At 62.8% G+C, this 12,144-nt stretch carries 15 protein-coding genes; 11 read left to right on the forward strand and 4 right to left on the reverse strand.

Going from position 1 to position 12,144, the window contains the following annotated elements; genetic code table 11:
• Window positions 1–993: HAD-IC family P-type ATPase (locus tag BIS11_RS03095; protein ID WP_253585724.1), on the forward strand; the 993-nt coding region annotated here is incomplete at its 5' end.
• Window positions 994–1,039: 46 nt separating this feature from the next.
• Window positions 1,040–1,960 carry a bile acid:sodium symporter family protein gene (locus BIS11_RS03100; RefSeq protein WP_253585725.1) on the forward strand — a complete coding sequence of 307 codons (921 nt, stop codon included), beginning with the start codon at window positions 1,040–1,042 and terminating at the stop codon, window positions 1,958–1,960.
• Here the strand turns inward: BIS11_RS03100 and BIS11_RS03105 are convergent.
• Entirely contained in the window at window positions 1,957–2,256 is a 300-nt protein-coding gene (locus tag BIS11_RS03105; protein ID WP_253426711.1) for a helix-turn-helix domain-containing protein, read from the reverse strand. The two genes, BIS11_RS03100 and BIS11_RS03105, sit on opposite strands and share 4 nt — an antisense overlap.
• A gap of 138 nt (window positions 2,257–2,394) precedes the next feature.
• Between BIS11_RS03105 and BIS11_RS03110 the strand changes: the two genes are divergently transcribed.
• Both BIS11_RS03110 and BIS11_RS03115 read left to right on the forward strand, forming a co-directional pair.
• Window positions 2,395–3,567 (forward strand): Na/Pi symporter, encoded by a 1,173-nt coding sequence (locus BIS11_RS03110; RefSeq protein WP_253585726.1) that lies wholly within the window; start codon window positions 2,395–2,397, stop codon window positions 3,565–3,567.
• A gap of 10 nt (window positions 3,568–3,577) precedes the next feature.
• Window positions 3,578–3,808 carry a hypothetical protein gene (locus tag BIS11_RS03115; protein ID WP_253426878.1) on the forward strand — a complete coding sequence of 77 codons (231 nt, stop codon included), beginning with the start codon at window positions 3,578–3,580 and terminating at the stop codon, window positions 3,806–3,808.
• Between the two features lie 7 nt (window positions 3,809–3,815).
• On the opposite strand, the gene BIS11_RS03120 is transcribed toward BIS11_RS03115, so the two are convergent.
• A complete protein-coding gene (locus BIS11_RS03120; RefSeq protein ID WP_253585727.1) occupies window positions 3,816–4,895 on the reverse strand; it encodes a PA0069 family radical SAM protein in 1,080 nt (359 codons plus the stop codon).
• Between the two features lie 263 nt (window positions 4,896–5,158).
• Here BIS11_RS03120 and BIS11_RS03125 point away from each other — a divergent pair, with 263 nt between their 5' ends.
• From BIS11_RS03125 to BIS11_RS03135, 3 genes are all read left to right on the forward strand, one after another.
• Window positions 5,159–5,542 carry a nuclear transport factor 2 family protein gene (locus tag BIS11_RS03125; protein ID WP_253422946.1) on the forward strand — a complete coding sequence of 128 codons (384 nt, stop codon included), beginning with the start codon at window positions 5,159–5,161 and terminating at the stop codon, window positions 5,540–5,542.
• Between the two features lie 141 nt (window positions 5,543–5,683).
• Complete coding sequence (locus tag BIS11_RS03130; protein WP_253422943.1) at window positions 5,684–7,138, forward strand: alkaline phosphatase; 1,455 nt, start codon at window positions 5,684–5,686, stop codon at window positions 7,136–7,138.
• Window positions 7,139–7,213: 75 nt separating this feature from the next.
• On the forward strand, window positions 7,214–7,669 hold the full coding sequence (locus BIS11_RS03135; protein WP_253422940.1) for a hypothetical protein: 456 nt from the start codon (window positions 7,214–7,216) through the stop codon (window positions 7,667–7,669).
• A 120-nt stretch (window positions 7,670–7,789) separates the two neighbouring features.
• On the opposite strand, the gene BIS11_RS03140 is transcribed toward BIS11_RS03135, so the two are convergent.
• Complete coding sequence (locus tag BIS11_RS03140) at window positions 7,790–8,098, reverse strand: AzlD domain-containing protein (RefSeq protein ID WP_253422937.1); 309 nt, start codon at window positions 8,096–8,098, stop codon at window positions 7,790–7,792.
• The gene (locus BIS11_RS03145) at window positions 8,095–8,754 is read right to left on the reverse strand and encodes an AzlC family ABC transporter permease (protein WP_253422934.1); all 660 of its coding nucleotides are present in this window, start codon (window positions 8,752–8,754) and stop codon (window positions 8,095–8,097) included. Before BIS11_RS03145 ends, BIS11_RS03140 begins: the two co-directional genes overlap by 4 nt.
• A gap of 243 nt (window positions 8,755–8,997) precedes the next feature.
• Here BIS11_RS03145 and BIS11_RS03150 point away from each other — a divergent pair, with 243 nt between their 5' ends.
• The 4 genes from BIS11_RS03150 to BIS11_RS03165 form a co-directional block, all read left to right on the forward strand.
• Window positions 8,998–10,134: a C4-dicarboxylate TRAP transporter substrate-binding protein gene (locus BIS11_RS03150; RefSeq protein ID WP_253422921.1), complete on the forward strand. Its 1,137-nt coding sequence runs from the start codon at window positions 8,998–9,000 to the stop codon at window positions 10,132–10,134.
• A gap of 59 nt (window positions 10,135–10,193) precedes the next feature.
• Window positions 10,194–10,823, forward strand: coding sequence for a TetR/AcrR family transcriptional regulator (locus BIS11_RS03155; RefSeq protein ID WP_253422918.1), 630 nt, complete (start codon window positions 10,194–10,196; stop codon window positions 10,821–10,823).
• Window positions 10,820–11,320, forward strand: a complete 501-nt coding sequence (locus tag BIS11_RS03160) for a TRAP transporter small permease subunit (RefSeq protein WP_253422916.1) — start codon at window positions 10,820–10,822, stop codon at window positions 11,318–11,320. The genes BIS11_RS03155 and BIS11_RS03160 overlap by 4 nt, the downstream gene beginning before the upstream one ends.
• 10 nt (window positions 11,321–11,330) lie before the next feature.
• A partial coding sequence (locus BIS11_RS03165; protein ID WP_253585728.1) for a TRAP transporter large permease subunit occupies window positions 11,331–12,144 on the forward strand: 814 nt, incomplete at its 3' end.

A 12,144-nucleotide genomic window follows, 5' to 3' on the forward strand; every position in this document is an offset into this window, starting at 1 on the left:
ATGCAGGCCGGCGTGGCGATCCGCGACCCCGCCGCTTTCGAGCTCTTGTCCGGCGTGCGCGCCGTGGCTTTCGACAAGACCAACACGGTCACCGCCGGCCGGCACCGCGTGGTGCATTTCGCCCACCGCGAGGCGCTGCCCGAAGGGTTCGCCGCGCGGCTTGCCGCCGCTGCCAGCGAAAGCGAGCACCCGCTGACCCTGGGCCTGCTGCGCTGGGCGAGCGAAACCGCGCATCAGGATGAAAAACCGTCCGTCGCCCATCGGGAAGAGGTGGCCGGCGCAGGCCACCGCGTGAGCTTCGCGGATGGCCAGTGCTGGCGCCTGGGCAGGGCCGCCTGGCTCGAGGAGCAGGGCGTGGCGCTGCCCGAGAGTGTCGAGGACGCCGACTACGCCTTCGCCTCCCAGGTGGTGCTGGCCGACGACGACGGCTGGCTTGCCACCTTCCACCTCGCCGACCCGCCGGTGGCCGATGCCAGAACGAGCCTCGCCGAGCTCGCCCGCCTTGGCTACGTGACCGCACTGATCAGCGGCGACCGGCAAGGGGCGGTGAGCTGGCTCGGCGGCGAGGTGGGCTTGCCGGCCAGCGCCTGCTACGCCCAACGCGCTCCCGAAGCCAAGGCGAGGCTCTTGGCGGGGCTACCCGCGCCCACGCTCTACGTGGGTGACGGAGTCAACGATACGCTTTGCCTCGCAGCTGCAGGGGTGGGCGTGGCGCCCATGAACGCAAGCGAGGCCGCACGCGAAGGCGCCGCCGCCCAACTGCTCGCGCCGGGCATCGGCGGCGTGGTGCGGCTGCTGGTCATCGCCCGGCGCACGAGGCGGGTGATGATCCAGAACCTGGCGTTCTCGGCGCTCTACAACACGCTGGCGCTGGCGCTGGTGGTGGCCATGGCGATTCCGCCGCTGGCAGCGGTGCTGGCCATGGCCGCAAGCTCCTTGAGCGTCACCTTGAACGCCGCCCGCCTGGCCTGGGCCGAGCCTCCAGAGAGCTAGCGTCGCGCCGTTCATGTCTTCATTTCTTTGCAAGCGAGCTTGAGCCATGCGCCGATGTATCCTGTTCGTCGAAGCTCACCTGCTATGGTGGGTGATCGGCGCGACCCTGCTGGGACTTGGACTGCCCGCCACCGGCCAGGCGCTGGCGCCGGCCATCGGCCCGCTGCTGGCGCTGTTGATGCTGCTGATCAGTTTGACCTTCGATGTCCACGCCATCCGGCGGGTGCTCGCCCGCCCGGAAAAGCCGCTGCTGGCGGCGGTGCTGGTCTACGTTCCCATGTCGCTTCTCGGCTGGCTGACCGGCCGGGCGTTCTTCGCCGGCGGGGCGCTGGCCGCCGGCCAGACCCTCGTGGGGGCGCTGCCGACCGACGTGTCGTCACCGCTTCTGGTGCTCATGGCGCGCGGCAACGTAGCCATGGCGGCGGTGTTCAACGCGTTCAACACGGCGCTTTCACCGCTCATCGTGCCGTTTCTGTTCGTCTGGCTGACCGGGATCGAGCTTGCGAGCCCGCTGGGGGCGATCGTGGGGCAACTGGTGATGATCGTGCTGCTGCCAACGCTTCTGGGCGTGGCGCTGCGCACCGGGTTCGGCGGCTTCTTCGCTCGCTTCGACGACCTCTACGCGGGCCTGGGCTCCTTGGTGTACCTCTTGATCCTGCTGGCCGTGGTGGGGCCGAACGCGGCGACCATTCTGGGGTACGGCGCCTACGCGCTGGTGATCGCCGCCGCGGCCCTGTGCCTGAACCTGGCCGGCTACGCCGTCGGCCTGGCATCGCGACTCGTCACCCGCGACCGCCAGGAGGTGATCGCTTTCCTGTTCACCACCAGCAAGAAGGAGTTCAGCATCGCCGCGGCGTTCGTGGCCGCGTCAGGCCTTCCGGCGGAGGTCGCCATTCCCGCGGCGTTCTTCGCGGTGATCCAGATGATCACCTCGCCCTTGGCGGCGCGCCTGCTGGTCAGGCGCTAGCGATAGCCCAGGGCCGTGCCCAGGCGCTCGGCGTTGGCCGCCACCCAGGCGGGGTCGATCGCGCCCCACGCCTTGATCACGTAGCGGCCGCTGTTGTGGCGCTCGCCCTGGGTGGGTTCGAAGACGCAGTCGATATCGAGTTCGCCCAGGGAGGCGATGGTGTCCTGGGCAGTGCGCCGGGGCATGCCGGTCGCCGTCATCAAGTCGGGCACGCTGTGGATGCCATGGTCGATGAGGTAGGCGACGTAGAGGCGGCGGTAAAAGCTCGAACGGGTCTTGCTCAGGGCATCGGTCATGGTGGTTTCCGGCAGCGTGGTGAGGGGAAAGCCGCGCGATTCGCGGGTGTCGTCGAAGTGTCACTTGGGTGTCACCTCCCGCGTCCACCCTGAGGTGGTAGGCACCTTGGGCGTTGCACACCACGGGAGGGTATCGCCATGATCGACACGACCAGCCGCGCCACGCAAGAGAGCTACCTCGACCAGGGTCAGCAGGCCAGGCAGGGCCGGCTGCGCCAGTGGCTGACACTTCTGCTGCTAGTCTACTTTCTGATCTGCGCGGTATCCATCGTCGGCGACGGCTTCAAGCTCGCCACCGGCGATCACGCCGAGCGGCTGTTCGAGTTCGCCACCAACCCCTTCGTCGCGCTGATGGTGGGCATCGTCGCCACCGCCCTGATCCAGTCCTCCTCCACTGTCACCTCTGTGATCGTCGCCCTGGTGGCCGGGGGCCTGCCGGTCGCGGTGGCAATACCCATGGTGATGGGCGCCAATGTCGGCACCACGGTCACCAATACCCTGGTGAGCCTCGGTCACGTCAGGAACAAGGACGAGTTTCGACGCGCCTTCGCCGCCGCCACGGTGCACGACTTCTTCAACCTGCTGGCGGTGGTGATCCTGCTGCCCATCGAGATCCTGTTCGGCCCGCTCGAGCGAATGGCCTCGGTGATCGCCGGGCTCTTCTACAGCGATGCGGATCTCTCCATGGAAAGCGTCAACGTGGTAGGGCGGGCGACGGAGCCGGTGACCGGACTGATCGAGCGGCTCGCCTCGATGCTGCCCGGCATGATGCCCGGCATCGCGATGATTTTGCTCGGCGTGGCGCTGATCTTTCTATGCATTCGCTATATCGGCAAGCTCTTGAAGGCGCTGATGGTCGGGCGCGCCCGCCAGATCATGCTCAGCGCCATCGGCCGTGGCCCGCTCACCGGGGTGGCCTCCGGGGCGCTGGTGACGCTTCTGGTGCAATCCTCCTCGACCACCACCAGCCTGATGGTGCCCATGGCGGGCTCCGGCGCCTTCACGCTGCGCCAGATCTACCCGTTCACCATCGGCAGCAACCTCGGCACTACCATGACCGCGCTGCTCGCCGCCACGGCCATCTCCGGCCCGACGGCGATGCTGGCGCTCGAGATCGCCGTGGTGCATCTGCTGTTCAACCTGTTCGCCGTCGTGATCATCGGGGGCGTGCCGTTTCTGCGCCTGCTGCCGGTCAAGGGCGCCCAGTGGCTTGGCCGGGTAGGGGCGCAGCGCAAGGCCCTGGCGGCCGGCTGGGTGCTGGGCGTGTTCATCGTGCTGCCGGCGCTTCTGATCGCCGTCACCGTCTTGTGAGGAGAGTCCCATGAGCATCGAACGCCGTATCCACACGACCTCCACCGCCGAGCTCAAGGCGATGTTGAACGACTCGGTAGCGATCATCGACGAGATCAAGGCCGAGCTCGACGCCCGCGAGGCGCAGGCTCATGAGCTCGAGAAGATGGACTCCCTGATCGTCGAGGCGCGGCCCAAGTTTAAGGAGATCCGCGGGTTCTTCGCCCTGGTGCTCGATGAACTGAAAAAGCGCCATCGCTGAGCCTGGCTCAATCGAACAGGTCCTGCTGGGCACGAGGCGGCCGGAAATGGCGGGTATCGAGCCCCTGTTCGGCACGCGGCTGCAAGCCCCACTGGCGGCTGGCGCGGCGAAAGCGCTGGTCGATCAGGTCGGCGAACACGCCTTCACCGCGAAAGCGCCGACCGAAGGCGGGCTCGTTGGTCTTGCCGCCCCGGCACTGGCGAACGAGGCTCATCACCTTGGCGGCACGCTCGGGGTGATGGGTGTGAAGCCACGCCTCGAACAGCGGCGCGACTTCCCGGGGCAGGCGCAGCAGCATCCAGGTGGCGGTGCGTGCCCCGGCGCGGCTCGCCGCCTCCAGCAGCCGTTCGATCTCGTGATCCGTGAGCCCCGGGATCACCGGCGAGACCAGCACGCCCACCGGGATGCCGGCGGTATTCAGCTCGCGAATCACCTTCAAGCGCGCCTGAGGCGACGCTGCGCGCGGCTCCAGCGTGCGCTTCAGGTTCGCATCCAGGCTCGTGAGGCTGACGAATACCCGGACCAGCCGGTGTTCGGCCATGCTGGCCAGTAGCTCGATGTCGCGCAGCACCAGGGTGCCCTTGGTCACCAGCGTGACCGGGTGGCGGCAAGCGTGCAGCAGCTCCAGCAGGCGCCGGGTGGTCCGGTAGCGCGCCTCGATCGGCTGGTAGCAGTCGGTATTGCCCGAGAGATTGATGGGCCGGCAGACGTAGCGCGGGTGGGCGAGTTCCTCTTCGAGACGCTCGACCATGCCCGTGCGAGCAATGAGCCGTGTCTCGAAATCCAGCCCCGGCGAGAGATCCCAGTAGGCGTGGGAGGGGCGGGCGAAACAGTAGATGCAGCCGTGCTCGCAGCCACGGTAGGGATTCAAGGAGCGATCGAAGGAGAGATCCGGCGACGCGTTCCAGGAGAGCGCGCTTTTGGTCGGTTCCTCGCGCACCTCCGTGGCAAGCGACGAGGGCGTTTCGGCCTGCCACCAGCCGTCGGGTTCGGCAACGCTACAGGTGGGCGCGAAGCGATTGGGCGGATCGAAAGTGGCGCCGCGACCCTTGATGGCCGGGCCCTGCGACAAGGGTATCGAAGTCACGTCGGTCACCCGTTGCATGTTTTTATATACAGTAGTCGGCTTGGGTGATCGATGCAAGCAACGAGAAAACTCCGCGTCTCCATCAACAGTATATCGACCAAAGTGAACTTGACATGCGAGGTCGGGTCTATTTGGGTAAGATAGTCTTTGCATATGAGAGTGCCGGGCTTGATTTAGAAAAGCTAAGCGTTACAAAGGCTGTCGTCAGTGTCGCCGGAGCCCGCGGCCTATTAAAGTCCCCCCTGTTCGAAGAGGTCATTACGATGAGAACCCCCCAAGACGTGCTCAACGAGTGGATGCAGGCGATCAACAGTGCCGACGTCGAAGCGCTGCTGTCGCTTTACGATGAGAACGCCGTACTGATTCCCACCTTTTCCAACCGTATTTCCGATACCCGCGAAAAGCATCGCGATTATTTCGAGCGCCTCGGCGCGCGTCCGGGGCTGAGCATCACTCTCCACGAGAAGACCGTGATCGTGCAGGAAATCTCCGAGACCATCGCCGCGCTGACCGGCCTTTACAACTGGCGCTTCGAGGTCGATGGCGAGCTTCTCAACTTCGAGGCGCGCTTCAGCTACGTGGTGGATCTCTCCAAGGAGGCGCCCATCCTGCACCACCACTCTTCCCAGATTCCGCGCATGCTGTAAGCGCGTGATCCTGCGGCGAGGCGCTTGCGCCTCGCCGTTTTTTGTCTAGAGCCTTTTAATCAAGTAAATCACCATACTGTCATCTTTCATCGCTACGCTTCCCTGCGCCAACAACGCCTGAACATCAAAGAGGGGAACACGATGAAAACGCTATTCAAGCGCTCCATGGTGGCGCTTTCCGTCACCGCTGCCGTCACCGGCGCCACCCTGGGCAGCGCCGCGGCACAGCAGGGGCCGGCCAAGAACGTCATTCTGCTGATCACCGACGGGACGGGCATCGAAACCTTCCGCGCGGCGAGCTACTACCGCCACGGGGCGCTGGGCCACGAAGTTTACGATGACTTCGACACGCAGCTGTTCATGGCGACCCATCCGCTCAACACCTCCAACACGCCGACCAGAAGCGATGCCGATCAGGTCACTTTCGACCCCGCAGAGCTCTGGAACGACGAAAGCGTGGATAGCGTCTTCGAAGGAAGCCTCGGCAACTACAAGGGCTACTTTGCCGGCTACGATTACGCGCGCGCCGACTACACCGACAGCGCTGCCGCCGCCACGGCCCTGGCCTCGGGTCAGAAGAGCTACAACAATGCCATCAACTGGTCCAACGACGACCAGCCGCTCAAGCACATCGGCGAATATACCGTCGAGAGCGGCCGGGCGCTCGGCGTGGTCTCCTCGGTGCAGATCTCCCACGCGACGCCGGCAGGCTTTCTGGCCCACAACGTCAGCCGCAACGACTACAGCGCCATCGGTCGCGAGATCATCGAGTCAGGGCTTGCCACCATCGCCATCGGCACGGGTCACCCCTATTACGACGCCGCCGGCGAGCGCGTCGACGAGCCTCGCGAGAGCGACTTCCGCTTCATCGGCGGAGAAGAGACCTACCAGCGCCTGGTCGACGGCGAGACGGACTACGCCTTCATCGAGAGCAAGGACGACTTCGAAGCCCTGGCGGCCGGCGAACTCGACCTGCCCAAGGAGAAGGTGCTGGGCCTGGTACAGAACATTCAGACCCTGCAGTACAGCCGCCCGGGCGTCGGCGCGGGTAACTTCCTCGACACCTCGCCGAGCCTGGCCACCCTGACCGGCGCCGCGCTCAACGTGCTGAGCGCCAGTGATGATGGCCGCGACAACGGCTTCTTTTTGATGGTCGAAGGGGGCGCCGTCGACTGGGCCGCCCACGCCAACAATCTGCCCCGCATCATCGAGGAGCAGATCGACTTCAACGAAGCCGTCGAGGCGGCCGTCGAGTGGGTGGAAAACGAAAGCTCCTGGGACGACACCCTGATCATCGTCACCACCGACCACGGCAACGGCCTGCTGCAGGGCCCGGATTCCGACACCCGGGCCTACAGTCCGATCGTCAACCAGGGGGCCGGGGCGCTGCCGCTGGTGCGCTGGCACTCCGACAACCACACTCGCGAGCTGGTGCCGCTCTACGCCAAAGGCGCAGGTGCCGACTACTTCCTCGACATCGCCGAGCCCGAGGAAGGCCTGGCGATCTACGAAGGGGACGAAGAGAGCCACTACTGGGTCGACAACACCGACGTGTTCCGCGCCAGCATGAACGCCTTCGGCCTCGACGCCGAGTAACCCAGCACCGTATGCCGGAGCCGCCTGCGGGCGGCTCCGTGCGTTTCTTGTCTTCCATATTACGAGTGACCCAAGATGCTTCGCGGACTTTTCATACTTGTGCTGTTGATATGTTCGACCACGCCTGCCTTCGCTCTCGATACCCAACGCGCGCCGACCGCCAGCGGCCACGCCTACGCCGAGCCCTATCGCGCCGTTCGCAAGGAGGGCGTACTACACATCGAAGTGCGTTTCCTGACTGACTACCCCGGCTACGCCGGTGAGCTGATCTACGACAACATCCCGCTCGAGCGCATCGACGGGCGGATCTACGCCGAGTTCGGCGACCAGTCCTTCTCGCTGCTGCGCGAAAACGGCGACGTCCTCGCCCCGAAAAGCCTGCGCCTGGGCTTCAACTACGACCCGGAGCGCAACCCGCGCGTGGGAAGCTGGAAAGCCGACTTCGTCGCGCCGATGCACGACGTCACCGAAGTCACGCTCTTCATGCCTAACGTTGCGCCTATCGGCCCAATTCCGATTCGTGATCGTTGAGGGGACGAATACTCTGTGGGAGTTACCGATGACTCTTTGCATCAATGACACTGGCGAAGAGACGACTTGCCAAGCGGTGAGCGCGGCGGCTGGAACGTCATGGCGTTTTTTAAAAAAGCACTACGACAGCCAGCGCCAAAGCGATGCGCAAAGGATACCCACGGTGATGGAAGCGAGGGGACTCTTTAACGCGACTGCCACCAAACCTGCGGCCAGGGCGGCAACGCGGGTGGCGTGATCACCATTGACGATCATCGGCGTCAGGATGGCTATAAGAACAGAACTTGACATGGCATCGATGAAAAGACGTACGTTCGGTCCAAGCGTCAGGCGCGTCATGACGATCAGTCCCAGCACTCGCGAGCCATAGCCGATGAGCACCATGATGGTGATGGCAGCGAGCGACGACCAGACGGTCGGGGTGTTCATGCGCTCACCTTCATGCCCCGATATCGGGCAAGCAGCACCGCAGTGAGCCCACCGGTCAGTGCCCCCATCATGACGTGCAGAAAAGGCGGCAGCCACCAGTACGCCAATAGCGCGCTGCTGCCCGCCGCAAACCAAGGGAGTACCATGGACGCCTGCGGGCGGTTGCCGATGACTATCACCAGTAGAAAGCAGAGCATGATCATGTCCAGCCCAAAGCGCTCCGGGTTAGGGATGCCGCTGCCGAACACTAGCCCCGCGCCGGTTCCCAGCACCCAGGCCGCCCAGAGCGCGATACCGCCGCCCAGCAAGATGCCGACGTTGCGCTCGCCCTGCTGGTATTTGGAAAGCGCGAGCGCCCAGTTCGAATCCGTGACCAAGAAAATGACCGAGAACCGCTGCAGGCGTGGTAAAGGCGCAAGCCAGGGATAGAGCGAGGCGCCCATCAGCATGTGCCGGGTGTGAATGGCAAGCGTCGTACCCGCCAGTGCCATTAAGGGCAAAGGCGCTTGCCAAAGCTCCAGCGCGGCGAACTGCGAAGGCGCGGCGAACACCAGTGTACTCATCGACATCGCCTGCCACGCGGCAAGGCCGTGGTGTGAGGCCGCCACACCGAAGGCCAGCCCGAAGGCGATAGTGAAACATGCCAGCGGTAGCATCAGGCGAATGCCTCGCCAAGTGCCTTTGAGATCCAGTGTTGTGCGTTTTTGTTTGTTCATCAACAATTTACCAGCATCGGAAAATTCATTTCAATAAAAACAAACAGTCCTGCTTGTTTTTATTTTTGCATGAGTTTAGATTCGATAGTGCATCAATGCTTTAGAGTTTGAAACGTACAAACTTTAAATATGCAATAACATAACATTAATAACGATGTCTAATTTGCTGCAGGAAACCTCACCATGAACTTCAAACGCACATCATTAGCGGTTGCCGTTTCTGCCTTCGTCCTCCCTGCTTTGAGTATCACGGCCCAAGCAGAAACGTCTTTCATCGCCAACTCCTTTTACGATCAGCAGCACCCCCATTCACGCTATGGCTATATCGAGTGGGCGGATATGGTCGAAGAGCTCTCCGGGGGAGAGCTGGCGCCGGAGGTCTATACCGGAACCGTGCTACTGGCGCCTCGCGCCAATCTCCAGGGCATTCAGGACAATATCGTTCAAGTCGCTCACCACGCCGCTATTTACACGCCCTCCGAAATGCCGGTCGCCAACGCCGTACAGGAGCTCGGCTTCAACTATGCCGATCCGCTGGTGAGCATTCTCGCCGTTACCGATTTCAGCATGAACAACCCCACTCAACTGGCGGAGTGGGAAGATCTCGGCATCGTCTATCTTGGCGCCTACAGCACGCCGCCCTACGTCATGTTCTGCCGCGAGCCGGTACGTACTCTCGAAGAACTGCGCGGCAAGCGTATTCGCACCGCAGGCTCGACCGTTTCGGCCTGGGTGGAAGAAGCGGGCGGTACGCCGGTCAACGTGCCGTCCAGCGAAATGTACAGTGGCCTCGACCGCGGCTCGCTGGACTGCGCGACCAATGCGGCCAACGATCTGATCGATCGTTCATTGTGGGAAGTGGCAGAGCACACCACACTCTTGCCTACCGGCATGTACTGGTCCGGCCCGCAGTGGGGCTTCAACGAAGGCTTCTGGGCTGGCTTGAGCGATGAAGAGCGCGACGTATTCAAAGAGGCTACCGCTCACGCCATGACGCGGATGGTGGTTCAATTCATCAGTGCCGCAGAGTCCGCTATCGAAGAGGCGAAAGAGCACGGCAATAACGTCTACGAGCCGGAAGATGACTTGATGGCCTCCGTGGAAGCCTTCCGCGAAAAGGCGTTGTCCGACATCTACGCCAAGGCGCATGACGAGTACGGCGTGGAAGATCCCGAAGCGCTGATCGACGATTTCCTCGCCACCATCGACAAGTGGCAAACCCTGCTGGAAGGGGTCGATCGCACCGATGAAGAAGCGCTGGCTCAGTTGGCGATGGACGAAATCTACAGCAAGCTCCCGGCGGATTACGGCATGTATTGATTTGACGTAGAGTGGCTTTCAAAGCCAGCCAACACCTACCAGATCGATAAGGAGCCGTCATGACGAAGCGACAGAATCAGGAAGAGCGTTCGCGTAATACCCAAGCGCGCGTGATGCAGGCAACGATCGAGTGCGTACTCGCCAAGGGCATTCGTGATACCTCGACTGTGGATGTCGCTCGTCAGGCCGGTGTTTCTCGAGGGGCGCTGGTGCATCACTACCCGTCGAAGACGCTTTTGATGCAGTCGGCGCTGGAGGACCTGCTCAACCGCGAGGTCGAGAGCGTTCGCCAACTGACGATCAGCGTGAGTGAAGGTAACTTCGATTTTGATAGCCTCTTGAGAGTACTCCACGAGCACTTCAAAGGGGATCTGTACATGGTGACGCTGGAGTATTTGAGTGCTGCACGTACCGACCCCGATATCATGAAAGTGCTCATTCCCCTTGCGGCCAGGTTCAACGGTTCGTTGGAAGCCATCTGGGAGCAGCTGGTAGCAAGCTCACGGCATACGTCGCGTCAAAACCGCGTGGCGCTGAACGCCACGCTTTGCATGATGCGCGGCATGGGCGCACAAAGCATATGGCGCGACGACCCGGAGCTTTACCGCGACATGCTGATTTTCTGGAGAGACGCCCTCGTCGAGCTTGGCTTTTCATCTTCCCCGGCGAAGACAAGAGAGACTTTATGATCGCGCGCATCGTTGAATCCTTGAGCCAATGGGTCGCCAAAAGCGCATTGGTGCTGGCTGCGTTGTTTCTGATCCTGATGGCACTTCACGTCTCGCTGGACGTGGCATTACGGTTCTTCTTCGGCAAGTCCTTCACCGGTACCCTCGAGTTCGTCTCGTTCTATTACATGGTCGCAGTGGTCTTTCTGCCGATTGCCTACGTCGAACTCCAGCGTGAGCACATCAGTGTCGATGTCGTGGTGGGGCGCATGCCCGCTGGCGTGCAACTGGCTTTTTACCTGTTCGCAGGCGCTCTAGGGCTGATCTACTTCGGCATGCTCTGTTATCAGAGCTATCTGGACGCGATGCGGGCCACCTTGCGCCAGGAAACCGCCATGGCCAATTTCACGTTTTACCTGTGGCCTAGCCGCTGGGCACTGCCGGCCGGCTTCGCCGCCATGTGCTTGGCCATTCTCGCCAATATGATCAAGGCCGTGCGATTGCGCCAAGCCCTGTAGGAGCAGCCCCATGAGTAATATCGAGATAGGCGTGGCAGGCATTGCCATCGCTTTGGTCCTGATCGCCCTGCGGGTGCCCATCGGCATCGCTCTGGGGCTCGTTTCGATCATCGGCATCGGCGAGATGACCAGCATGCGCGTGGCATGGGGCATGATTTCCGCCACGCCGTTTGATTTCGCCGGCACCTGGGAGCTGACCGCCGCCCCGATGTTCCTTTTCATGGGCTACCTGTGCACGACCACCAACATGACCCAAGGGCTCTTTCAGGCGATGCGCCTTTATCTGGCGCGTCTTCCTGGCGGGCTTGCGGTCTCCAGCGTCATGGCCTCCGCCTTTTTTGCCGCCGCCTCTGGTTCGAGCGTGGCTACCTCTGCGGCCATGTCGCGCATTGCCGTGCCCGAGATGCTCAAACACAACTACGACAAGGGGTTGGCTACCGGTACCGTGGCGGCGTCGGGAACGCTTGGATCACTCATTCCGCCCAGCGTACTACTGGTGCTCTACGGGGTATACGCGCAAGTTTCAGTGGGTCAGCTCTTCATGGCGGGTTTTCTGCCCGGCGTGCTGTCGGCGCTCCTCTACATCGTCATGATCATGGTGCGCACCAAGCTCAACCCAAGCCTGGCGGGCGACGCCAACGTGCGCTCCAGCTGGAGCGAGAAGTGGGAGGCGTTCAAGAACGTCTGGCCGCTGCCGCTTCTGATCGCTCTGGTGCTCGGCGGTATTTTCACCGGCATCTTCTCGCCGACGGAAGCCGGCGCCGTGGGAACGACCATCGCGGCAGTTATCGCTCTTGCGCGGCGCACGCTGAGCGTTGCCGCCG

Source organism: Halomonas sp. 707D4 (genome assembly GCF_024158685.1).
Lineage (GTDB): Bacteria > Pseudomonadota > Gammaproteobacteria > Pseudomonadales > Halomonadaceae > Vreelandella.